Here is a 22,206-nt window from a genome sequence, read left to right as displayed (position 1 = left end):
CGACGCAAGGTCGCCGCTTGGGACGACGACTTCCTCGCAAGCATCATCGCAGCTTAAAATTTTCACCCGATTCCCCTGCCCCCTGCCCGACCCGATATGGTCGCCGTGGCGCCGATCGCCAATGGTCCCCATGATGACCCCGGGCTTTGGCCGGGCGGCGCGAGACGCTATAACCTGCGGCAGACTTGCCAACCGCGCACACCACAGGAACCCGACAGGACCAGCCGATGACCGACAGCACCTCCACCGCCGCCATGCTGATCCCCGTGCTCGACCGGATCGCCTCGGCCCTTGAACGGCTGGCGCCGCCCGCCGCGGTCAAGACCGATCTCGATGCAGCCGATGCGTTTGTCTGGCAGTCGTCGAACCGCAGCCTCGTGCCGGTGGTCCGGGTGTCACGGGTGGATATCGGCCTTCTGGAAGGCGTCGATCTGGCACGCGATCAGCTGATCGCCAACACCCGGCGCTTCGCCGCCGGACTTCCCGCCAACAATGCCCTGCTCTGGGGCGCCCGCGGCATGGGCAAAAGCTCTCTGGTCAAGGCCGTGCATGCCCGCATCGTCGCCGATACCCCCGCCGGCGAAAAGCCGCTGAAGCTGATCGAGATCCACCGCGAGGACATCTCGCAACTGCCCGATCTGCTGGCGGTGCTGCGTGGCGGGCCACACCGGGCGCTGCTGTTCTGCGACGATCTGTCCTTCGACCACGACGACACCGATTACAAATCGTTGAAGGCGGTGCTGGATGGCGGCATCGAGGGGCGGCCCGACGAGGTTCTGTTCTATGCGACATCGAACCGGCGCCATCTGATGCCGCGCGACATGATCGACAATGAACGCTCCACCGCGATCAATCCATCTGAAGCGGTGGAAGAGAAGGTGTCGCTGTCGGATCGCTTCGGTTTGTGGCTGGGCTTCCATGCCTGCGACCAGAAAACCTACCTGGCCATGGTGCGCGGCTATGCCCGGGCCTATCAGCTGGAGATGGCTGATGAGACCCTGGATCGCGAGGCCATCGTCTGGGCACAGACCCGCGGTGGACGCTCGGGCCGCGTCGCGTGGCAATATATTCAGGATCTGGCTGGCCGCCTGGGCCGACGGCTGGAAACCAAGAGCGCCTGACAACCGGCGCGCCCACCCCGCCCTCTCCCCTCACCACCGGCAACCGCGCTTGACGCGGTGCCGGCATGATTCTATTTAAGTCAGGCAACTGACTTTATCTTTGCCACGGGCTTCCGATCGATGCGCCCTTCCACTGCCCTCAAACGCGACCGGCTGGCCCAGGCGGCGGCGGTCCTGTTCCATCGACGGGGTTATCATGGCGTGGCCTTGCGGGATATCGCCCTGGAAGCCGGTGTGCCGGCGGGCGCGGTATTCTATCATTTCCCCACGAAAGCTGCCCTTGCATGTGCTGCGGCGCGCGCCCAACTCGCGTGGATGGATCAGGTGATCCACGACATGCAGACGGCGGACACCGTGGCTGCGCGGCTGGACCGGCTTGGTGACGCGCTTGCCGGCAGGTCCGACGACGCCGCCGCCTATGGCTGCCCGATGCAGCGCCTGTTGCGGGATCTGGCCGGCGGCGATGCCGACGAGGCCGAGGCGCGCGCCTTGACGGTGCAGGTCGTGCACCGGTTGATCGACAGGCTGACAGCGGAGCTGACCGGCGCCGGCCTGTCGGAGACAGAGGCGATCAACCGGTCGAGACAGTTTGTTGCGAGATGGGCCGGCAGCAGCGTGCTGGCCCATAGTTTCGGCGATCCGGCCATGATGCGGTCGGAAATTGCCGCTGCCATCCAGGATCTTCAGGCCGTGCTGCCTGTCCGCGAAGGAAAGACGCCCTCATGAGACGTATTGTCGTCACCGGTATCGGAACGGTCTCCCCCCTTGGCTGCGGCACTGAACGCGTGTGGCAACGGCTGCTGGAAGGGCGCTCGGGCATCCGCGCGCTGCCCGAGGCGATGGTGGCCGATCTTCAGGCCAAGGTCGCCGGCGTCGTGCCCGATATCGTCGAGGATGCCGAGGGCGGATTCGATGCCGCCGCCGCGGTGTCGCCCAAAGACCAGAAAAAGATGGACCGCTTCATCCTGCTGGCGATGGCCGCCGCCGATGAGGCCATGGCCCATGCCGGCTGGGCGCCCGCCACCGATGTGGAACGGGCGCGCACGGCCACAGTGATCGGCACCGGCGTCGGCGGCCTGCCGGCCATGGCCGAGGCGGTGCGTATCACCGACACCCGCGGTCCCCGCCGGCTGTCGCCGTTCACCGTGCCGTCCTTCCTGCCCAATATGGCGGCAGGCCAGGTGTCGATCCGCCACCGCCTGCGCGGGCCGCTGGGCGCGCCGGTCACCGCCTGCGCCGCCAGCGTTCAGGCGATCGGCGACGGCGCCCGGATCATCCGCGCGGGCGAGGCCGATATCGCGCTGGTCGGCGGCGCCGAAGCCTGTATCGACCGTGTCAGCCTGGGCGGATTTGCCGCCGCCCGTGCCCTGTCGACCGGCTTCAACGACCGGCCGACCGAAGCGTCGCGCCCGTTCGACACTGCCCGCGACGGCTTCGTGATGGGCGAGGGCGCCGTGATGCTGGTGATCGAGGCGCTGGATCATGCGCTCACCCGCGGTGCGGTCCCGATCGCCGAGGTGACCGGCTATGGCACCAGCGCCGATGCCCATCACATGACCGCGGCCCCGGAAGACGGCGAAGGCGCCCAGCGCGCCATGCGCGCGGCGCTGGCGGCAGCGGGCCTTCAGCCCGGACAGATCGGTTATCTGAATGCGCACGCCACGTCGACACCGGTCGGCGACGCGGGCGAGCTGGCAGCGATCAGGGCCGTTTTCGGCACCGACAGTGGCGTGTCGATCTCGTCGACCAAATCGGCGACCGGCCACCTGCTGGGGGCCGCCGGCGCCATCGAGGCGATGTTCTCGCTGATGGCCCTGCGTGACGGCATGCTGCCTCCCACCCTGAACCTGACCGATCCCGATCCGGCGGCCGGCGGGCTGGACCTGATCGGCCCGGAAGCCCGGCGCAAGACCGTCGATCATGTGCTGTCGAACGGCTTCGGTTTCGGCGGCGTCAATGCCTCCGTGATCTTCAGCCGGATGACCTGACCCGCAGCCACATGTGCTTCAACAGCAGAATGTCCGATCTGGACACAGTGCCGGATCGGGCATTTTCTTGTGTGCCGATCGCTTACCGGCCGGCGGTCGAGGCTTACCGCCGCGGCAGATACCGTTCCGGGTCGACCGCCTCGCGGCCCCGGCGCAGTTCGAAATGCAGCTGTGGCTGATCGACATTGCCGCTGGAGCCGACACGGGCGATGACCTCGCCCTGCTTCACCCGCTGGCCGCGATCGACCAGCACCGCCTGGGCATGGGCATAGGCTGTCAGCCAGTTGCCGCCATGGCGGATCAGCAGCATGTTGCCGAAGCCCTTCAGATCACTGCCGGAATAGACCACCACGCCATCGGCGGCGGCGCGGATCGGGGTGCCGCGCGGCGCCTGGATATTGACGCCGTCATTATGCAGACCGCCGGCCTTGTCGCCATAGCCCGACACCACCCGGCCATTGACCGGCCAGACGAAGCGCTTGGGCGCCGGCCCCAGATCGCCGACATCGACTGGCTTGGCCTTGATCGGTGGCGCTGTGGCTGCCGGCGGCGGGGCCACGACCTCAGCCGGTTTCTCCGGCACCGGGGGCGTGGCTGCGGCCGGCGCGGTTGCGGGCGCGGCCGGCTCCGTCGCGGTCAAATCCGTTGCCGTCGGGGAGGGCTGGGCCGGCGGAACATCCTGTGCCGCCGGCACCGTCACCGGCGGCGGCACTGTTGTCGACGGGTCTGTGCCCGGTGCGGCCGAAGGCGGCACGGCGGGGGTCAGCGCCACAGGCCCCTCACCGGCAGCACGCATCGTGTCGCCCGCAGGCGACCCCGCCTCGGAAATGGTGGTGCCGGCATCGATGTCTGGTGGCGGCAGGGTCGTGGCGGTGATGCCGGCGCCGCTGACTGTGGTGGTACCGCTGGCTGCCGCAACCGATGACGGCGGCCCCCCCACGGCGGGCGATACCGACAGGATCTCGGGCTCGCCGATACGGGTCGAGGGCGGCCGCCCCTCAGGTCCGGCCGCAGCCACGGCCGCCGCCGCGGCGTCGGTGGCGGCACCCTGGCCTTCCGGCACCACCAGTTGCATGCCCGGGGTGACGATGAAGGGCTGCTTCAGGCCGTTGGCCTGGGCAAGCGCGCTCATCTCGACGTCATAAGCACGCGAAATGCCGTACAGCGTCTCGTTCTGTCGCACGACATGGACCCGCCGCGCCGGCAGCACCAGCCGGTTGCCGGGATAGATGGTATAAGGCGGCTGAAGGTGATTGGCCTCGATCAGCGCCCTGAGTGGCACGTTGTTCCGGCGCGAGATGGCATAGAGCGTGTCGCCGCGCTCAACCACGATCTCCCGCGCGCCGGCCGGCAGCGCGATCGCGGGCGCATCGCCCCGGAATTCGACCGGGGCGGGTTGATCGCGACCGGCACAGCCGGCAAGGACAAGAAGCGTCGCCACAAGGGCGAAGCGGCGTGACGACGACAGGCTGGCTCTGGTCATGGATGCCCCGTTCATGGCCGCCCCAGTCTATGCTCCGTGCCGCACTGCGGCAATGCATGCGTCACCATCGACCGCCGGTTGCGGCCGCAATCCGCGCCATCCCTGGCAATGCGCCGTCCCGGGATATGCCGCCCGACCATCACCTATCCCACCACCGGGCCCGGATCTTCCTCACGCGGGACACCCGGCATCAGCGGCACGAAACGCACGCGGGCAATTTCGACGTCATCGGCGCCATCTTCGTTGCGGATCAGCTTCATCAACCGCTGTTCGCGGCCATGGGCGCCGACGGGCATCACCAGAATGCCGCCGATGACCAGCTGATCCAGCAGTTCCTCGGGAACCTCGTCGGCGGCGGCCGTCACGATGATCCGGTCGAAGGGCGCCTGTTCTGGCCAGCCGCGCATGCCGTCGGAGACCCGGTTGACCACATTATGCATGGCAAGTTCTGCGAAGCGGGCCTGAGCCTCGCGCGCCAGGCTGCGATGGCGTTCCACCGTGTACACGCGGCGGGCCAGGCGCGAGAGGATGGCCGTCTGATAGCCCGACCCCGTGCCAACCTCCAGCACCTTGTGCCGATCGCCCAGATTCAGCGCCTGAGTCATCAGCGCCACCACTTCCGGCTGGCTGATGGTCTGGCCCTGCCCGATCGGCAGCGCCCGGTTGGCATAGGCCTTGGGCACCAGCGGCGGCGGCACGAAGATTTCGCGCGGCACGGTCTCGATCGCTTTCAGCACGCGCGTGTCGGTGATGCCCGCCGAACGCAGCTGCATCAACAGCTTGATCTTTGCCTCGGCGAGCACATCCATCGTCACGCCTCCAGAATGCCCTCAAGCGCCGGCATGAAGCTGCGCGCGGTGAGGTCGATATGCAGCGGCGTGACCGCGATCTTGCCCTTGCGGATCACCGAAAGGTCGGTGCCCTCGGTCTCGTGGCCATCGCGACGCAGGCCGCCGATCCAGTAATAGGGCACGCCGCGCGGGTCGCGGCCCTCGACGATCATCTCGCCCAGAACGCGCTGCCCCTGCGACACCACCTCGACCCCGGTCACCGCCTCGGGCTCGACGGGCGGATAGTTGACATTGACCACCACGCCCCGGGGCCATTTGGTCGCGATCAGCTTCTCGACCAGCGCCGGCCCATGCGCGCGGGCGGTACGCCACGGCACATCGGCCGGATCGACGAACACCTGGCTCATCGCGATCGCCTGATGGCCCAGAAGCGTCGCCTCCTTGGCGGCGGCGATCGTGCCTGAATAGTGAACGTCCTCGGCCAGATTGGCGCCGCGGTTCACGCCCGACAGCACCAGATCGGGCGCCGTCTCCTGCATCAGCCGGCGGGTGGCGATCAGCACGCAATCGGTGGGGGTGCCGCTGACGCCATAGCGCTTGTCGGCGATCTTGCGCACCCGCAGCGGGTTGTGAATCGTCAGCGAATGCGACACGCCGCTCTGATCGGTCTCAGGCGCCACGACCCAGACATCATCGCTCAATTCGCGGGCGATCTGCTCCAGGATCGCGATCCCGGGGGCGTTGATGCCGTCGTCGTTGCTGATCAGGATGCGCACGTGCCGAACTCCTTCAAGATCACGCGGCCCGTTGGTCGGGCCTTCAGGTCAATATCGCGGGGGAGAGGTGGTCCGATGGTGGCCAACCGGCCGGGCTCAGGCGGCGCCGATGGCCTCGGCTCCGCCAAGATATGGCCGCAGTGCTAGAGGAATGCGGATGCTGCCATCCGCCTGCTGATGGTTTTCGACCAGGGCGATCAAGGCCCGGCCCACCGCCACGCCCGACCCGTTGAGGGTGTGAACGAAGCGGGTATCGCGCTCGCCGGCCTTGCGGCAGCGGGCGCGCATGCGGCGGGCCTGGAAATCGCGGGTGTTCGACACGCTGGAAATCTCGCGATAGGTCTGTTGCGCCGGCACCCAGACCTCGATGTCATGCGTGCGCACCGCCGAAAAACCGGTATCGCCGGAACACAGCACCACCACCCGATAGGGCAGTTCCAGCTTCTGCAGCACCGCTTCGGCGCAGGCGGTCATATAATCCTGTTCGTCGCCTGAGGCCTCGGGCACCGTCACCGACACCATTTCGACCTTGCTGAACTGGTGCTGGCGCAGCATACCGCGGGTATCGCGTCCGGCAGATCCGGCCTCGGAGCGGAAACACGGCGTGCAGGCAGTCAGCCGCAGCGGCAGGACCGCTTCATCCAGAATCTCCCCCGCCACCAGATTGGTCAGCGGCACTTCCGATGTCGGGATCAGCCAGCGATCATCGGTGGTGCGGAACAGGTCGTCGGCGAATTTCGGCAGTTGCCCGGTGCCGAACACCGCATCCGTGCCGACCAGATAGGGCGGCTGCACTTCCACGAAGCCGTGTTCGGTGGTGTGCAGATCCAGCATGAACTGCGCAAGCGCCCGTTCCAGCCGCGCCATCGGCCCGGCCAGCACCACGAAGCGCGCGCCGGCGATCTTGGCCGCTCGTTCGAAATCCATCCCGCGCAAGACCGGGCCGGCGGCCATCCGCTCGCCCAGTTCATAGTGCGGCAGCGGCTCGAAATCGAAGCTGCGCGGTGTGCCCCACCGGCGCAGCTCCACATTGTCGGCCTCGTCGGCGCCGGCCGGCACCGCGTCATCCAGATGATTGGGCAGGCTGGCCAGGGCCGCATCGAGCTTACGGCCAAGCTCGGCCTCCTCGGCCTCCAGCGCCGGCATCCGCTCCTTGATCGCCTGGACCTCGGCGGTCAGCGCGGCCGCGTCACCGCCGTTCCGCCGGATCTGGCCGATCTCCTTCGAGGCGACATTGCGGCGGGCCTGAAGCTCCTGAAGCTCGCGGATCAGCGCGCGGCGCGCCTCGTCGATCGCCAGAAGCTGGCTGGACGACGGCGCGATGCCCCGGCGGCCGAGAGCGGCATCGAAGGCCTCGGGGGCGTCGCGCAACAGGCGGATGTCATGCATCGGAATGGCTCGCAAGATGGCGGTCGGGATCGGCGGCGGTCGGTGATCGGGCGGCTTGCGGCCGCTGGTGACGACATGGATCAGGGGACCACCGTTCAAGGCGCCGTCCCCTGCCCGCCATCACCGGCCCGGCCCAAAGCGCGCCCATCTAACGGCCCCTCCCCTTCCGGGTCAAGCGTCGCTATCGTCCTTGGTGTCGGCAAGGGCCGCTGCAAGAGCCGCTTCCTCGGCCTTTTCCTTCTCGCGTCGCGCCTTCTCGATCCGGCGTCCGATGAAGATCGAGATTTCGTACAGGATCAGCAACGGCACCGCGAGCGACATCTGGCTGATCAGGTCGGGCGGCGTCATCACCGCCGCCGCCACGAACACGAAGACCACGGCAAATTTGCGCTTCTTGGCCAGCGCATCGGCGCTGACCAGCCCTGCCCGTACCAGCAGGCTCAACGCCACCGGCAACTGAAAGGCCAGACCGAAGGCGAAGACCAGGGCCAGCACCAGTGACAGATACTGATCGACCTTGGCTTCAAGCTCGATCGCCATGGTGGTCTCATTGCCGGTGGTCTGAAAGCCGGCGAAGAACCCCCAGGCAAGCGGGAACACGAAGTAATAGGCGAGCGCCGCCCCCAGAATGAACAGGAAGGGGGTCGCTGCAAGAAATGGCAGAAAGGCCTTGCGTTCGTTGCGATAGAGCCCCGGCGCCACGAACATGTAGAGCTGGGTGATGATCACCGGCGAGGCAATGAACAGCGCCGCATAGAACGACACCTTCACATAAGTGAAGAAGGCCTCGGTCAACCCGGTATAGATCAGCCGGCGATCATGCCCCAGCACCTGCGCCAGCGGTTCGACCAGGAACCCGAAGATATCCTGGGCGAACAGATAGCAGACCGCGAAAGCGATCAGCAGTGCACCCACCGAATACATCAGACGGTTGCGCAACTCGATCAGATGTTCGAGAAGCGGCGCCTTTGCGTTCTCGACTTCGTCTTCCTCGTGCTCGTCGCGGATCGCCATGCAGAATCAGGCCTTCGGGGTCGCACTGTCGGGCGGGGTGGTCTCTGCGGCAGGTGCCGCAGGTGAAGGCTCCGGACTGGACGATGGCCCAGGCGCAGCGGCGGGCGGCGGCGAGACGGCAGGTGCCGCTGACGGCCCGGCCGCCGTCGCGGTGACGGCCGGCGCCGGCTGGCCGGCGGGCAGCACGCCGTCGGCAGATGCCGGCGCATCGGCCGTCTTCGCCGATGCCTTGGCGTCAGCGGGCACCTTGGCGTCATCTGCCGGCGCGTCGTCATCGATGCGGATGGGGCTGGTCGCCCGCGCCAGCGCGCCATCGGGGTCGATGGCGCGTCGCGTCGCCTCGCCCATGTCGAAGCGTGACGCCTTCTCGGCGCGCTCGCGCAGCTCCTTCAGCTCGCTTTCGCGCAGAACGTCGTCAACGCTCGACTGGAATTCGCGCGCCATACGCCGCAAGCGGCCCATCCAGACACCCACCGTCCGCATCGCGACCGGAAGATCCTTGGGGCCGATTACAAGCAGGGCGACGACGAACACGACAGCGAGTTCAGCCCAGCCGATCTCGAACATGCGGTCACGCTGCCGGGGGCGGCAAGCCACCCCCGCTCCTCAGGTTGCCTTAAGGTCAAGCCTTGGGCTCGTCGCGACGGACCTCGTCGGCCATACGCGCGTCATGCCCTTTGCCCAGAACCTTCGGGTCGGCAGACGTGGTCGTGGTCGTGTCCCCGTCGTCGTCCTTCATGCCCGACTTGAAGCTCTTGATCCCCTTGGCGACGTCACCCATCACCCGCGGCAGCTTGCCTGCTCCAAACAGGATCAGGACCAGAACCAGGATCAGAACGATCTGCCAAATACCGATACTCATCGGGTGTCCCTCCTCCGCAGTCCGACGGACTGCCCAAACGTGCGGCGCATGATGGCAGAAGCCTGGCACCTGTGCAATGCGCCCATCAGGCCGCGTCGCCCGCGAATACGAAAGCCTGCTCCGGCGCCAGTCTCAACGCGATCCGGTCGCCCCGCCCATGGCGCGGCGGCCCCGGCAGGCGCAGGCCCAATGTCGCCGGCCAGCCCGGCACCCTCACACGCAATGCGGTGACCGGCCCCAGCGCCCGCACCTCGGTGACCTCGGCGGCAATACCGCCATCGGCCGCTTCGATCAGCGCCTCCGGCCGGACCAGCACCGACACGGCGGTTCCGGGGGCGAAGGGTGCAGCGTTCAGCCGGCCCAGCGGTGTATCGACAAAACCATCGGCCGCGACCGTCAGCGCGATCGTGTTCAATTCCCCGAAAAGCCTTGCCACAAAAGGGGTTGCCGGCGCCTGATAAAGTGCCGCCGCAGACCCCGACTGCATGATCCGCCCCTGGCGCATGACCGCGATCCGGTCGCCCATCCTCAGCGCCTCGTCGGGGTCATGGGTCACCATCAGCGCAGCGGCGCCGACATCGCGCAGCACCGCCAGCGTGTCGGTGCACAGCCGGTCGCGCAGGGCGATGTCGAGGCCGGAAAACGGTTCATCCAGCAACAGCACCTGCGGTTCCGGCGCCAGCGCCCGGGCCAGCGCCACGCGCTGCTGCTCGCCGCCCGACATCATGTGCGGGAAATCGTCGCCGCGCCCGCTCAACCCCACCAGATCCAGAAGCTCATCGGCCCGGCGCCGCCGCGTCGTCACGGCATGCCGCCTGAGACCGAAGGCGATGTTGTCGCGGATCGACAGATGCGGGAACAGCGCATAATCCTGAAACACCAGGCCGACGCCGCGCGCCTCGGGCTTCATCTCCCGGCCGGGCATCGCCACAACTTGGCCGTCGATCAGAATCCGGCCGCTCTGGATGCTCTCAAGCCCCGCCGCCAATCGCAGGCAGGTGGTCTTGCCACAACCGGACGGCCCCAGAAGGCACAGGATCTCGCCGGCGGCGATGCCGATCGAGACGTGATCGACCACCATCCGGCCATCGAAGCTGTGGGAGACGTCGTCGAAGGCCAGACGCCGGGCCGCCGCGTCCTCAGGCATGGCATCACGGGGCTGGTGCGACGGAACGGAGATTGCTGTGAAGGTCATCGGGTCTGGGCACCGGGGCGGGATCGGGCAATGGCCCGTGACAGCAGGATCACCGGCAGAATGCCGGCGGCAACGATGGCGAGCGCCGGCGCCGCGGCATCGGCCAGCCGTTCATCGCCAGCGAGTTCATAAGTACGCATGGCCAGGGTGGTCAGGTTGAACGGCCGCAGGATCAATGTCGCCGGCAGTTCCTTCAGCACGTCGACGAACACCAGCAGCCCGGCTGTCAGCAGCCCGCCCGACACCAGCGGCGCATGCACACGCACCAGCGTGGCCCCCGGGCCCAGGCCGAAGACCCTTGCCGCATCGTCCATCGAGGCCGTCACCTTGCCGAGACTGGCCTCGACCGTGTTCAGCGACACCGCCAGAAAGCGCACCATATAGGCATAGAGCAGACCGGCGATGGTCCCGGTGAGCACCAGGCCCGGATTGCCGAAGCCCAGGGCCTGCACGCCATCGATGATCATCCCGTCGATGAAGGCGAGCGGCACCACGATGCCGACCGCGATCACGGCACCCGGCACGGCGTAGCCCAGCGCCGCGATCCGCGCCGACACCGCCGACAGCCGCCCCGGCGCCAGCCGGCGGGCATAAGCCACGACCAGGGCCGCCGCCACCGCCAGGATGGCGGCAGAGGCCGCGAGCGACAGGCTGGTCAACACCAGCCGCGGAAATCCGTCGCCCGAGCTGAGGCTGGATGTCAGCGCCCACAAGCCCAGCGCGGACGCCGGCAGCAGAAAGCCAAGCCCGATCGGCAGACCGCAGGCGACGAGCGCGCCAGCACCCCGCCAGCCACGCAAGGGATAGCCCGGCAGGGGCCGGTAGCGGCGCGATGTCTGGTCGAACCGCGCATGGCCACGACTGACCCGCTCGATCAGGATCAGCGCCAGCACCACCGACAGCAGCACCGCCGCCAGCTGTGCCGCCGCCGCCCGTTCGCCCAACCCGAACCAGGTCCGGTAGATGCCGGTCGTGAAGGTATCGATGGCGAAATAGTCGACGGTGCCGAAATCGGCCAGCACCTCCATCAATGCCAGCGTGACGCCGGTGACGATGGCCGGTCGCGCCAGCGGCAGCGCGATCCGCCGGAAACAGGCCCAGGGTCCGTTGCCGAGTGTGCGGCCGATCTCGATCACGCAGACCGACTGTTCAAGAAAGGCCGCGCGCGCCAGCAGATAGACATAAGGATACAGCACCAGCGTCATCACCACGATGGCGCCACCCAGGCTGCGGACCTGGGGAAACCAGTAGTCGCGCCGGCTGGTGGCGCCGATCAGCCAGCGCAGGACTTCCTGCACCGGTCCGGCATAATCCAGCAGGCCGGCATAGGTATAGGCGATGACATAGGCCGGCACCGCCATTGGCAGCAGCAGCGCCCATTCGAACAGCCGCCGGCCGGGAAAGCTGCACATGGTGACCAGCCAGGCCGTGCCGACGCCGATCACCAGCGTGCCGGCGCCCACGCCCACCGACAGCCACAGCGTGTTGGCCAGATAGCGCGGAAGAACCGTGGCCGCCAGATGCGACCAGACGTCGACATCCGGGTTGAGCCCTGCCGCCAGCACCATCAGCACCGGCACCGCGACCAGAAGCGCCAGCAGCCCGGCCCCCAGCGGCCACGCGCCGCCGCGATGCCCGCCCATGCGGCCACGGCGACGCGGCGGCACAACAGCGCGGATCTGCGGCGGTGTCGGTCTGGCGCTGTCTGCGTCGATGGTCGCCATCTGATCGGCGCCCGCCCTTTTCATTCGCTGGTGATCGTCGTCATGTGGCCGATGATGGGTACACGCGGCCCCGGCCAGAGATCAAGGCTTTCGGTGCCGTCACCCCGACAGGTCCCAAACGGCGCTGGGCGCGGGCCGCTTCCGAAAGCCGCCCGCGCCCGCAACGTCGCTCCGGTTTCCGGCGCGATCGGGATCAGCGCCAGCCCGCGCGGTCCATCACCTCGACGGCTTCGCGGTTCAGCTCACCCAGGCGGGTGATGGCGACCGTGTCTTCCTTGAACGGCCCCCAGGCGCTGACGATGTCAGAGGCGGGCACGCCCGGCCGCACCGGATATTCCTGGTTGACCTCGGCATAAAATTTCTGCGCCTCGTCCGAGGTCAGGAATTCGATCAGCTTGACCGCGTCATCATGATTGGGGGCGGTCTTCAGCACGCCCGCACCGCTGACATTGACATGCGTGCCGCGGCCGTCCTGATTGGGAAAGAACACCGCGACCTTGTCGGCCGCCGCCTTCTGGTCGGCATCATTGCCGGCCAGCATGCCGCCCAGATAGTAGGTGTTGACGATGGCGATATCCGCCTCGCCGGCCGCAACCGCCTGAATCTGGTCGCGGTCGCCGCCCTGCGGCTTGCGGGCGAAATTCTCGACCAGCCCCTTGGCCCAGGCCTCGGTCGCCTCGACACCATTGGCCGCGATCATCGATGCGGTCAGCGACTGGTTGTAGGTGTTGCTCGACGACCGCACCGCGATCCGCCCCTGCCAGACATCATCCGCCAGCGCTTCATAGGTCGACAATTCCTCGGGCTTCACCCGATCCTTGGCGTAAACGAGCACCCGGGCACGCTTCGACAGGCCGAACCACTGATTGTCGCTGTCACGCAGATGCGCCGGGATCGCCTCTTCCAGAACCGTCGACTGCACGGGCACGAAGACGCCGGCATCCTTGGCCTGTTCCAGACGCGCCACATCCACCGTCAGTAGAATATCCGCCGGGCTGTTGGCACCTTCGGCCTGGATCCGGGCCAGCAGCTTGTCGCCGCCATCGGACAGCAGATTGACCTTGATGCCGGTCTCGGCCGTGAACTGATCCAGAATCGGGCGGATCAGCTGCTCCTGACGCGCCGAATACAGATTGACCTCGGCCGCGGCGGCCGCCTGCGAGGCAACCAGCATGGCCGCGGCAGCAGCGGCACCGCCGAGCTGCTTGAACAGACGCCCGCGACCGGCGGGGGACTGGTGACGGAAGGCTTCAGTCATGACGATCTCGATTGCTGGTCGGGATACCGGGCGCGATAGCGGGGCATCTGAGGGGGCCGCGTCCCATGAAGTGGGGGCACAGCCGGACGGCGCCGCGAGTGCGACTCCTTCTCAATATCTGGGTAACACCGTATCGATCAGGCTTCAAGCGAGATTGCGAGTGACTTGCACCATTGACGGGAACAGAGCGGGACGCGCATCAGCTGCGATGACCGGTTTACACCCGACCCATGCGTGGTGATACTGCGCCGCGGAATGGTCGTTTCAGAGGGGTTGGTCCAGACCGCCGCCCCCCTGCCTCCCCGATCGCCTCCGGCGATCGGGGCCATCCGCTCGCCCTTGCCCGATACGCGCCTCGCCGTACGAACGGCCCTGCGCCCATCAAGGCCGCCTTCCGGGATGATCAGTTCGCTCGCGCATGCCCGCCATCGCTCCCTGCCCCGCAGCGCAGCCGCGGCAGTGCTGTTCATGGCCATGACCGCCACGGCATCGCTTGCCCCGCTGACGGCCCCGGCGGCTGAAACCTTCACCACCACGCAGCGATCGTCCTGCCGCTCGGCGGTGCAGACGCTGGCCAAGCTTGTGGCCGATCCACCCCAACGCGATCGTCGTGTCGCCGACTATATCGCCGCGCGCCAGCATCTCGACCGCGCCAACCGCGCCTGCGACGGCAATGAGGACGCCCGCGCCATGGCGGAAGCGGATGCCGGTATCCGCCGTCTGGCGCCCGATCTGCGCGGCGGCATCCTGCGCTGACCGCCGGTCGCCACACCCGGCCTGTCCGACCCCACGCCCCCTCTCCGACCCGCTGACCCGGTTCAAGATGCACCATGTCGGACCGCCGGCCCGCACCGACGACCGACGAGCCGTGCCTCAGATCCCCCCGCCCGGCAGAATCTCGTCGGTGGGCCGGTTGGTGATCATGATCTTGTCGATGCGGCGGCCATCCATGTCGACCACCTCGAAGCGGATATCCTGCCAGTCGAGCACATCGCCCGCAGCGGGGACGCGCTCCATATGCCACAACAGAAAGCCGGCCAGGGTCGCATAGTCGCCGGCGCCGCGCAGATCGTCGCGGTCGAGCAGCCGTTCGATCTCGCCGATCGCCATGCGTCCGTCGGCCAGCCAGCCGCCATTCGGCCGCGCCACCGCCGATGGCCGGTCGTCATCCCAGCCGAGGGCCGTCTCGCCCGCGATCGCCGACAGGATATCGGTGGCGGTCACGACGCCTTCGACCCCGCCATATTCATCGACCACCAGCGCCATCGGCTCGCGCTCGTCGCGCAGCAGGGCGATCATCTTCAGCAGCGGCACGGCTTCATGAACCACCAGAACCGGCCGGGCCAGTGCCGCCGGGTCGGGTGTGCCGCCAGCCAGAACGATGTCCAGAATCTCGCGGCTGGCGGCGATGCCGATCGGCTCATCCAGACTGCCGCGTGCCACCGGATAGCGCGACCGGGCACTGCCGGTGATCTTCTGCAACTGGTCCGCGAACGGAATATCCGCATCCAGCCAGATCACCTCGTGGCGCGGAGTCATCACCGTGCGCACCGGCCGGTCGTCCAGCGCCAGCACACTGTTGATCAGGCTCTGTTCCGCCCGCTCGATCGCGCCGCTGTCGGCGCCCTCGCGCACCATGGCGCGGATCTCATCCTCCGTCACGGCATCGGCACTGGCGATGTCGATCCTGAACAGCCGCAGGATGGCATCGGTCGACATCCGCAACAGCCACACTGCCGGTGTCGCGATGGTCGCCAGCACCGACATCGGCCTGGCCACCAGCATGGCGATGGTGGTGGCATTGGCCAGCGCCAGCCGCTTGGGCACCAGTTCGCCCACGACCAGCGAGGCGAAGGTGACCCCGGCCACCACCAGCGCCACCGCGATCGGCCGCGCATGGGGGGCCAGCGCCGGCACCGCCGCCAGCAGATCCGCGATCGGTCCGGCCAGGGTGGCCCCGGAATAGGCACCGGCCAGCACGCCCACCAGGGTGATGCCGATCTGGACGGTCGACAGAAAACGCGTCGGATCCTCGGCCAGCCGCAGGGCCGCCGCGGCCGAGCGGTCGCCGGCGGCGGCCCGCTCGATCAGTCTCGGCCGGCGTGCCGAGACCAATGCCATCTCCGACATGGCGAAAACGGCATTGAGCAGGATCAGTCCGCAAACGATGAGGATTTCCACGATCACGGCCGGTGCGCGGCCTCACGCGGCGTTGCCGGCCGGATTGCTGCCGCCTTCCGGTTCCGGCGGTTGCGGGCCATGATGTTCAGCCCCTCGACCAGTGCCGAGAAGGCGATGGCAAAATACAGATAGCCCTTTGGAATGTGAAAATGCAGCCCGTCGGCAATCAGCGCCACGCCGACCAGCAGCAGGAACGACAGGCACAGCATCTTGACCGACTGGTGGCGGTCGACGAAGCGTCCCACCGGTGCTGCGGCGGCAATCATCACGATCATGGCGGCGATCACCGCCGCCACCATCACCGGCAGATGCTGCGACATGCCGATGGCAGTGATCACACTGTCGAGCGAGAACACGATATCGAGCAGCGCGATCTGGGCGACAGCGGCCCCGAAGCCCAGAAACACCGTCTTGGTGGTCGCGGCATGATCTTCCGCGCCATCGACCGTGTGGTGGATCTCGGTCGTGGCTTTGGCGAGCAGGAACAGGCCGCCGCCGATCAGGATGACATCGCGCCACGACAGCACGAAATCGAAGATCTCGACCAGCGGCGCCGTCAACCCCGCCACCCACGAAATGGCGGCCAGCAGCAACAGCCGGGTGACCAGCGCCAGCGCCAGGCCGACACGGCGGGCAGCGTCACGGCGTTCCGGGGCCACCCGCCCGGCAATGATCTGCACGAACAGCAGGTTGTCGATGCCGAGCACGATTTCGAGCAGGGCCAGGGTCAGAAAGCTGACGATCACCTGGGGATCGGTGAGCAGATCCAGCATGAATGGCGGGCCTTCCTGAGCAATGGGTATGCGTGCGACGACGTGAACAAGGGAAACACAGGATAACCCGGGCGCGCGCCCGGTATGTGCAGCCATTCGCGGCACGGCTGTCGAATTTCGGTGTCATGACCCGAAAGTCACAGTGGGTATGGTCATCCCTCGCCGGCGGCGGAAAGCGGCGCCACCATGCCATTGGCCGCCGCATCCGACAGCGTGGCCTCAAGACCCTCGACCAGACTGGCCAGCAGCCAGAACAGGCGCTCGCACAGATTGGTCGCATTCAGAAGTCGGGCACGATCGGCCGGCGGCATCTCCGCCTCGGCCGACAGATACTGCCGTCGCAGCCGCGTCATGATTTCGCCCCGGTCGCCGGCCACGGCGGCGAGCATGGCGCGCTCGTCGGCGTCCCCGCTGCGCGCCGCGGCACCAAGGGTCATCATGACCGCGTCGACACCATGCATGATGGCCATGGATACCCGGCCAATGGCGTCGGGGCGATCCATCTGGTCGACCAGAAGATCGACCAGATCGCCGAGCGTGCCCACCACCGCATCCAGACGGCGCTGGCCGGCGACGGCGACGTTCAGCCGCTCATATCCGCCCGGCGACAGCCGGCCGCCGGCAATCTCGGTGAGATACATGTCGATGCGGACCATGAGCTGCCGCAAGCCGTCCTGACGAAGTGCGATGACCCGGCGGCGCTGCGCCAGAGCCCCGTCCCGGGTGAGCACCGCGGTGAGATGCTCGACCTGCCCGATCAGGCGGCGCTGTTCAAGGATCGCCAGGTCCAGCGCACCTTCCGGATCACCGAGCGCCAGATCGTCCAGAAACACCGGCTGCGCGTCCGACTCGATCGCCGTCGACGGCCACAGCCGGGCGAGCGTGTCCGAAATCCGACCAAGGAAGAGCATCGAACTGCCGGCGCCAAGCAGGTTGAACAGCAGATATGACCATGCGACGCCACGGCCGGGATCCTGGGTCATCGTCGTGATCAGCGCCGCAGGCCCCAGGGGGAGCGATGCCACCCGCTCGATCATCAGCAGCGGTATCACCACGGCGGTGCCGACCAGTCCGAGCGATACCTGGAAGGCCGCCATCTGGCGCGCCCGGCCGGTCAGATGGCGGCTGAGCAGAAACATGTTCAGGCCGTTGCCGAGATTGGCACCGAAGGCCACCAGCATCGCCTGTTCGATGCCGAACAACCCGGCGCCGGCGAGTGTGACGCCCAGCATCCCCACCGCCGTGGCCGATTGAAGCAGCACGACCAGCCCCACCGATAGGCCGAAGATCAGGACATCATGGCGGCCGGCGATCACCAGCAGATCGGTGACGATCGCCACCTCCGCCATCGGCGCGACCGCGTGGCGCAACAGCCCCAGGCCATAGATGAGCAATGCGCCGCCCACCACCGCCGCCATCGGGTTGCGCAGCGCCGGGCTGGTCGCCCGCGCATAGGCGATGCCCGAGATGCCAAGGATCGCCAGAACCAGGGGTTGCATGTCGAACGAGGCGACGAATAGCAGACCGCAGACGCCGACATTGGTGCCAGACAACACGATCATCGCTCGCCGCAGGCGGATAAGACCGGCCTTGATCAGGCCGACCATCAGAAACGTGGTGACCTGTGTCGACTGGGTGACCGCCGCAATGCCGACACCGATGCCGAAGGCGCGGCCGGCATGATGGGTGTGACGGACCACAAAGGCACGCGCCCGCCGTCCCGTCAGCCGGGTCAGCGCATCGTTCAGAAAGCGCCCACCCAGGAAAAAAAGCCCCAGCCCAGCGGCCATCATGGTCAGTTCCGTCAGCATCCGGCGGCTTCTTCAGTTGTGATCACCGGCCAGGGGGCATCGGTTGTCGGCGCCGACCTTGCCCAATCCGGCCCCCTCTGACAATGCTGCATCTGCGAATGACGCCCCCGCTTACAACCGGCTGACAAAACCCTTGGGCAAACTCCGTTCACCTGATATGGAATCCGGAACGGGTTTCGGGCTGGGGAGCGCAATCCGGTGACGACTGGCAGCCGCGATGCGGTTTCAGCGATCCATGGCGCCCCCGCCCCTCGACGGATATGTGACGGGAGCCAAGATGCAGATCGAGCGTCAGTCCACGGGAACGGTTGTCATTCTAGGGCCCAAAGGCCGCCTGGACGGGACCAGCTGCCCGGCCTTCGAGGCCGAGGTGCTCGATGCGCTCGACGCCGCGTCGGGCCGTCTCGCGGTCGATCTCGCCGGGCTCGACTATATCAGCAGTGCCGGCCTGCGCGTGCTGCTGATCGCCGCCAAGCGCTCCAAGGCAAGCGGCGGCAAGGTGGTGCTGTCGGGCATGCGGCCGGAAATCCGCGAAGTCTTTGACATCAGCGGCTTCAGTGCCATTTTCGCGATCTTCGCGACCCGCGACGAGGCGGTGGCGACCTTCGGCTGATCAGTCGCCGGCCCATCGCATCAGGCGCGACCGCCACTGGACCCAGGGAACGGCCCGATGACCGCTGCAACCCAGATGGCCCTGGCGGCCGACCTGAGCGAACTGACCCGTCTCGCCGACAGGATCGAAGAGTTCTGTGCGGCCAATGAGGTGCCGCCGGCGGTGGCCTATCAACTGACCCTGGCCGCTGACGAGCTGATCACCAATGTCATCAGCTATGGCTTTCCCGACGGAGCGCCAGGCCTGCCGATTTCCGTGTCGCTGTCGGCCGGTGCCCCCGGCAGGGCCGAGGTCAGCGTGGTGATCAGCGACAACGGCCCCGCTTTCGATCCGTTCGCCGAGGCACCGCCGCCGGTTCTGGAGGGCGATATCGACGATCGGCCGATCGGCGGCCTGGGCGTGCATCTGGTCCGCACCATGATGGATGACGTGAGTTATGCCCGCGAGGCCGGCCGTAATGTCGTGACCCTGCGCAAGCGCATCACCGCGGCCGGCTGATCGGCCACCGGTTTCACGACGCGGACGGAACCGCCGCCGGCTCGACCACGGCCCATTCCGGCCTGTCGCTCGAAACAGCGCCCGGAACGCCGCATGCCTGCGCAGCACAGTTGTTCTCTGCCGAAAAGATGGGCAGGATTCAGTCAGGGGGCGGCCGGCATCGGCGGAAATGCTGGCCGAGAGATCGATGGCATGACATTTGCTGGTCTGCCGGTCGATGATCAACACGGCGGAGGATGCGCTCTTGAGCGATGCGACTGACACCCGGATCTTCGACGAAATGAGCGGCTGGGCCGGCACGGACCCCGACGCATTGCGCGCCGCCTATGCAGGGATCAGGGAATGGCTGGCACAAACGCCCCATGACCGCCTGCACCTGAAGCGCCGCGAGGCCGAGGTTCTGTTCAGGCGTATCGGGATCACCTTCGCGGTCTATGGCGAGGGCGGCGATCCGGAACGCATCCTGCCCTTCGATCTCGTGCCCCGGATCGTGACCGCCGACGAATGGTCGACGCTGTCCCGGGGGCTGGCCCAGCGGGTGCGGGCGCTGAACGCCTTTCTCACCGACATCTATCACGCTCAGGACATTCTGAAGGCGGGTGTAATTCCGTCGGATCTGGTGCTGCGCAATGTGGGTTATCTGCCGCAGATGCAGGGCCTGCATGTGCCAGGCAATGTCTATACCCACATCGCCGGCATCGATCTGGTCCGCACCGACGAGAATGATTTCTTCGTGCTGGAAGACAATGTCCGCACGCCCTCGGGCGTGTCGTACATGCTGGAAAACCGCGACGTGATGATGCGGCTGTTCCCCGACCTGCTGTCGGCGCATCAGGTGCGGCCGGTCGACCATTACCCGTCGAGCCTGCGCGACACGCTGTGCTCGGTGGCGCCGCCCAACATGGCGGGCGCGCAGCCGACCGTGGTGCTGCTGACACCCGGCATCTATAACAGCGCCTATTACGAACACACCTTCCTGGCCGATCAGATGGGCGTGGAACTGGTGGAAGGCCAGGATCTGTTCGTGGCTGAGAACAAGGTGTTCATGCGGACCACCGAGGGGCCAAAACGGGTCGACATCATCTATCGCCGGCTTGACGACGACTTCCTCGACCCGCTGGTCTTCCGGCCCGACAGCACGCTGGGCGTGCCCGGGCTGATCGACGCCTATCGCGCCGGCAATGTGACGCTGGCCAACGCGGTCGGTGCCGGCATCGCCGACGACAAGATGATCTATACCTTCGTTCCCGCCATGATCCGGTTCTATCTGGGCGAGGAGCCGCTGCTGAACAACGTGCCGACCCGCTGGTGCGGCCGGCGCGACGATTGCCAATACGTTCTGGAGCATCTGGGTGAGCTGGTGGTGAAGGAGGTTCGCGGTTCGGGCGGCTATGGCATGCTGGTCGGGCCGAAATCGACCCGCGCCGAACAGGCCGCCTATGCCGAGCGGATCAAGGCCAATCCAGGCGACTTCATCGCCCAGCCGACCCTGGCTCTGTCCACCTGCCCGACCCTGGTGGATGAAGGCGTGGCACCGCGCCATGTGGATCTGCGCCCCTTCCTGCTGGTCGGCAGCAATGGCGTGTCGATGGTGCCCGGCGGCCTGACGCGGGTGGCCCTGCGGGAAGGTTCGCTGGTGGTCAATTCCAGCCAGGGTGGCGGCACCAAGGACACCTGGGTGCTGAACCACTGACCGGGCGGATGCGCGGCCATCCGCGCCACCTGCCGCATGCCGGGCCCGCGTGCCGGGCCGACCGAAGTTCTTTCCGGGACGACCTTTGATGCTGAGCCGTACCGCCGACAACATCTACTGGCTTTCCCGAAATATGGAGCGGGCCGAAAATCTGGCCCGTATCCTGGAAGCCGCCCATCGCATGGCCCTGCTGCCGTCATCGGGTGATGGCGGCTATGACGAGTGGCCATCAGCCCTGATCAGTGCCGGCGTCTTCGCCAGTTTCGTGGCCAGGCATGGGTCCGACGGCGTCGATCAGGCCCGCGTGGTCGACTATATCGCCTTCGACCGTGAGAACCCGTCGAGCATCCGCAGTTGCATCGAGACCGCACGCCGCAATGCCCGGTCGGTGCGCACGGCGCTGACCACCGAGATGTGGGAGAGCATAAACAGCACCTGGATGGAGCTGAACAAGATCAATCCAGCCGATATTTCAGGCACGTCGCTGCGCGACTTCCTGGATTGGATCAAGGAACGGGTGACCCTGTTCCGCGGCAGCGCCTATGGCACGATGATCCGCGACGACGCCTTCTCATTCATGCGGCTGGGCACTTATGTCGAGCGGGGTGACAATACCGCCCGCATCCTGGATGTGAAATACAACATCCTGCTGCCGCCAGAGGAAGCCGTCGGCGGCGCGGTCGACGAATATCAGTGGATGTCGATTCTACGGGCGGTATCGGCCAACCGGTCGTTCCACTGGCTGTATCGCACCAATGTCCGGCCCTGGCTGGTGGCGGAGTTCCTGATCCTGCGCCCCGAAATGCCGCGGTCGCTGATCGCCTGCGTGCGCGAGGTGGATCATCAGCTGGACCAGTTGGCGAAACTGTATGGACGTCGGGCGGAATGTCATCGCCTGGCCGGCCAGTTGCACGCGCAGCTGACCTATGGCCGCACCGAAGACATCTTCCAGGCGGGCTTGCACGAGTTCCTGACAGACTTCATCATGCGCAATGCACGATTGGGCGACGAGATTCAGCGCTGCTATCTGTCGTGA

21 protein-coding genes are annotated in these 22,206 nt (G+C 67.0%); 8 read left to right on the top strand and 13 right to left on the bottom strand.

The genetic code is table 11. From position 1 onward, the window contains the following. Positions 1-227 precede the first annotated feature (227 nt). The 3 genes from IEW15_RS02855 (at position 228) to fabF (ending at position 3,109) form a co-directional block, all read left to right on the top strand. Positions 228-1,121 carry an ATP-binding protein gene (locus tag IEW15_RS02855; RefSeq protein WP_188574679.1) on the top strand — a complete coding sequence of 298 codons (894 nt, stop codon included), beginning with the start codon at positions 228-230 and terminating at the stop codon, positions 1,119-1,121. A 120-nt stretch (positions 1,122-1,241) separates the two neighbouring features. Further along, positions 1,242-1,847 (top strand): TetR/AcrR family transcriptional regulator, encoded by a 606-nt coding sequence (locus IEW15_RS02850; RefSeq protein WP_188574678.1) that lies wholly within the window; start codon positions 1,242-1,244, stop codon positions 1,845-1,847. Next, on the top strand, positions 1,844-3,109 hold the full coding sequence (gene fabF / locus IEW15_RS02845) for a beta-ketoacyl-ACP synthase II (RefSeq protein ID WP_188574675.1): 1,266 nt from the start codon (positions 1,844-1,846) through the stop codon (positions 3,107-3,109). The genes IEW15_RS02850 and fabF overlap by 4 nt, the downstream gene beginning before the upstream one ends. 103 nt (positions 3,110-3,212) lie before the next feature. Here fabF and IEW15_RS02840 read toward each other — a convergent pair whose 3' ends face one another. The 10 genes from IEW15_RS02840 to IEW15_RS02795 form a co-directional block, all read right to left on the bottom strand. Next, positions 3,213-4,592: a peptidoglycan DD-metalloendopeptidase family protein gene (locus IEW15_RS02840; protein WP_188574674.1), complete on the bottom strand. Its 1,380-nt coding sequence runs from the start codon at positions 4,590-4,592 to the stop codon at positions 3,213-3,215. 143 nt (positions 4,593-4,735) lie between these two features. After that, positions 4,736-5,401 carry a protein-L-isoaspartate(D-aspartate) O-methyltransferase gene (locus IEW15_RS02835; protein WP_188574672.1) on the bottom strand — a complete coding sequence of 222 codons (666 nt, stop codon included), beginning with the start codon at positions 5,399-5,401 and terminating at the stop codon, positions 4,736-4,738. A gap of 2 nt (positions 5,402-5,403) precedes the next feature. Continuing rightward, entirely contained in the window at positions 5,404-6,159 is a 756-nt protein-coding gene (gene surE / locus IEW15_RS02830; protein ID WP_188574670.1) for a 5'/3'-nucleotidase SurE, read from the bottom strand. Positions 6,160-6,255: 96 nt separating this feature from the next. Then, positions 6,256-7,548: a serine--tRNA ligase gene (gene serS, locus IEW15_RS02825; protein WP_188574714.1), complete on the bottom strand. Its 1,293-nt coding sequence runs from the start codon at positions 7,546-7,548 to the stop codon at positions 6,256-6,258. A gap of 171 nt (positions 7,549-7,719) precedes the next feature. Continuing rightward, positions 7,720-8,562, bottom strand: a complete 843-nt coding sequence (tatC, locus tag IEW15_RS02820) for a twin-arginine translocase subunit TatC (protein WP_188574667.1) — start codon at positions 8,560-8,562, stop codon at positions 7,720-7,722. A 6-nt stretch (positions 8,563-8,568) separates the two neighbouring features. Further along, positions 8,569-9,159 (bottom strand): Sec-independent protein translocase protein TatB, encoded by a 591-nt coding sequence (tatB, locus tag IEW15_RS02815; protein ID WP_188574665.1) that lies wholly within the window; start codon positions 9,157-9,159, stop codon positions 8,569-8,571. A 25-nt stretch (positions 9,160-9,184) separates the two neighbouring features. Beyond that, a complete protein-coding gene (gene tatA, locus IEW15_RS02810; RefSeq protein ID WP_188574663.1) occupies positions 9,185-9,424 on the bottom strand; it encodes a twin-arginine translocase TatA/TatE family subunit in 240 nt (79 codons plus the stop codon). Positions 9,425-9,509: 85 nt separating this feature from the next. Continuing rightward, entirely contained in the window at positions 9,510-10,619 is a 1,110-nt protein-coding gene (locus IEW15_RS02805) for an ABC transporter ATP-binding protein (protein ID WP_229707767.1), read from the bottom strand. Then, positions 10,616-12,343: an ABC transporter permease gene (locus tag IEW15_RS02800; protein WP_188574661.1), complete on the bottom strand. Its 1,728-nt coding sequence runs from the start codon at positions 12,341-12,343 to the stop codon at positions 10,616-10,618. The genes IEW15_RS02805 and IEW15_RS02800 overlap by 4 nt, the downstream gene beginning before the upstream one ends. A gap of 193 nt (positions 12,344-12,536) precedes the next feature. Next, entirely contained in the window at positions 12,537-13,517 is a 981-nt protein-coding gene (locus IEW15_RS02795) for a Fe(3+) ABC transporter substrate-binding protein (RefSeq protein ID WP_322111477.1), read from the bottom strand. A 483-nt stretch (positions 13,518-14,000) separates the two neighbouring features. Here IEW15_RS02795 and IEW15_RS02790 point away from each other — a divergent pair, with 483 nt between their 5' ends. Beyond that, positions 14,001-14,357: a hypothetical protein gene (locus IEW15_RS02790; RefSeq protein WP_188574657.1), complete on the top strand. Its 357-nt coding sequence runs from the start codon at positions 14,001-14,003 to the stop codon at positions 14,355-14,357. 117 nt (positions 14,358-14,474) lie between these two features. On the opposite strand, the gene IEW15_RS02785 is transcribed toward IEW15_RS02790, so the two are convergent. From IEW15_RS02785 to IEW15_RS02775, 3 genes are all read right to left on the bottom strand, one after another. Next, positions 14,475-15,788 carry a hemolysin family protein gene (locus tag IEW15_RS02785; RefSeq protein ID WP_188574655.1) on the bottom strand — a complete coding sequence of 438 codons (1,314 nt, stop codon included), beginning with the start codon at positions 15,786-15,788 and terminating at the stop codon, positions 14,475-14,477. Further along, positions 15,785-16,555 (bottom strand): TerC family protein, encoded by a 771-nt coding sequence (locus IEW15_RS02780; protein ID WP_188574653.1) that lies wholly within the window; start codon positions 16,553-16,555, stop codon positions 15,785-15,787. The genes IEW15_RS02785 and IEW15_RS02780 overlap by 4 nt, the downstream gene beginning before the upstream one ends. Positions 16,556-16,707: 152 nt before the next feature. Further along, positions 16,708-18,366, bottom strand: a complete 1,659-nt coding sequence (locus IEW15_RS02775) for a Na/Pi cotransporter family protein (protein ID WP_188574651.1) — start codon at positions 18,364-18,366, stop codon at positions 16,708-16,710. 277 nt (positions 18,367-18,643) lie between these two features. Here IEW15_RS02775 and IEW15_RS02770 point away from each other — a divergent pair, with 277 nt between their 5' ends. From IEW15_RS02770 to IEW15_RS02755, 4 genes are all read left to right on the top strand, one after another. Next, complete coding sequence (locus IEW15_RS02770) at positions 18,644-18,979, top strand: STAS domain-containing protein (RefSeq protein ID WP_188574649.1); 336 nt, start codon at positions 18,644-18,646, stop codon at positions 18,977-18,979. Positions 18,980-19,036: 57 nt separating this feature from the next. Next, a complete protein-coding gene (locus tag IEW15_RS02765; protein WP_188574648.1) occupies positions 19,037-19,477 on the top strand; it encodes an ATP-binding protein in 441 nt (146 codons plus the stop codon). Positions 19,478-19,694: 217 nt separating this feature from the next. Next, on the top strand, positions 19,695-21,170 hold the full coding sequence (locus tag IEW15_RS02760; protein WP_372402832.1) for a circularly permuted type 2 ATP-grasp protein: 1,476 nt from the start codon (positions 19,695-19,697) through the stop codon (positions 21,168-21,170). Between the two features lie 88 nt (positions 21,171-21,258). After that, positions 21,259-22,206 (top strand): alpha-E domain-containing protein, encoded by a 948-nt coding sequence (locus IEW15_RS02755; RefSeq protein WP_188574645.1) that lies wholly within the window; start codon positions 21,259-21,261, stop codon positions 22,204-22,206.

This window comes from Tistrella bauzanensis (assembly GCF_014636235.1).
In the GTDB taxonomy this organism is placed as follows: Bacteria; Pseudomonadota; Alphaproteobacteria; order Tistrellales; family Tistrellaceae; genus Tistrella; species Tistrella bauzanensis.
The sequence above is the reverse complement of the archived record's forward strand: the minus strand, read 5'-3'. Positions and strand labels throughout refer to the sequence as shown.

What these genes read in the sequence shown, in the direction of transcription:
- tatC (WP_188574667.1), bottom strand. Translation starts at nt 8,562, where the DNA reads ATGGCGATCCGCGACGAGCACGAGGAAGACGAAGTCGAGAACGCAAAG.
- IEW15_RS02805 (WP_229707767.1), bottom strand. Translation starts at nt 10,619, where the DNA reads ATGACCTTCACAGCAATCTCCGTTCCGTCGCACCAGCCCCGTGATGCC.
- tatA (WP_188574663.1), bottom strand. Translation starts at nt 9,424, where the DNA reads ATGAGTATCGGTATTTGGCAGATCGTTCTGATCCTGGTTCTGGTCCTG.
- IEW15_RS02795 (WP_322111477.1), bottom strand. Translation starts at nt 13,517, where the DNA reads ATGCTGGTTGCCTCGCAGGCGGCCGCCGCGGCCGAGGTCAATCTGTAT.
- IEW15_RS02850 (WP_188574678.1), top strand. Translation starts at nt 1,242, where the DNA reads ATGCGCCCTTCCACTGCCCTCAAACGCGACCGGCTGGCCCAGGCGGCG.
- IEW15_RS02800 (WP_188574661.1), bottom strand. Translation starts at nt 12,343, where the DNA reads ATGGCGACCATCGACGCAGACAGCGCCAGACCGACACCGCCGCAGATC.
- IEW15_RS02780 (WP_188574653.1), bottom strand. Translation starts at nt 16,555, where the DNA reads ATGCTGGATCTGCTCACCGATCCCCAGGTGATCGTCAGCTTTCTGACC.
- fabF (WP_188574675.1), top strand. Translation starts at nt 1,844, where the DNA reads ATGAGACGTATTGTCGTCACCGGTATCGGAACGGTCTCCCCCCTTGGC.
- IEW15_RS02840 (WP_188574674.1), bottom strand. Translation starts at nt 4,592, where the DNA reads ATGACCAGAGCCAGCCTGTCGTCGTCACGCCGCTTCGCCCTTGTGGCG.
- IEW15_RS02770 (WP_188574649.1), top strand. Translation starts at nt 18,644, where the DNA reads ATGCAGATCGAGCGTCAGTCCACGGGAACGGTTGTCATTCTAGGGCCC.
- serS (WP_188574714.1), bottom strand. Translation starts at nt 7,548, where the DNA reads ATGCATGACATCCGCCTGTTGCGCGACGCCCCCGAGGCCTTCGATGCC.
- IEW15_RS02775 (WP_188574651.1), bottom strand. Translation starts at nt 18,366, where the DNA reads ATGCTGACGGAACTGACCATGATGGCCGCTGGGCTGGGGCTTTTTTTC.
- IEW15_RS02835 (WP_188574672.1), bottom strand. Translation starts at nt 5,401, where the DNA reads ATGGATGTGCTCGCCGAGGCAAAGATCAAGCTGTTGATGCAGCTGCGT.
- IEW15_RS02790 (WP_188574657.1), top strand. Translation starts at nt 14,001, where the DNA reads ATGATCAGTTCGCTCGCGCATGCCCGCCATCGCTCCCTGCCCCGCAGC.
- IEW15_RS02760 (WP_372402832.1), top strand. Translation starts at nt 19,695, where the DNA reads ATGATCAACACGGCGGAGGATGCGCTCTTGAGCGATGCGACTGACACC.
- IEW15_RS02755 (WP_188574645.1), top strand. Translation starts at nt 21,259, where the DNA reads ATGCTGAGCCGTACCGCCGACAACATCTACTGGCTTTCCCGAAATATG.
- IEW15_RS02765 (WP_188574648.1), top strand. Translation starts at nt 19,037, where the DNA reads ATGACCGCTGCAACCCAGATGGCCCTGGCGGCCGACCTGAGCGAACTG.
- IEW15_RS02855 (WP_188574679.1), top strand. Translation starts at nt 228, where the DNA reads ATGACCGACAGCACCTCCACCGCCGCCATGCTGATCCCCGTGCTCGAC.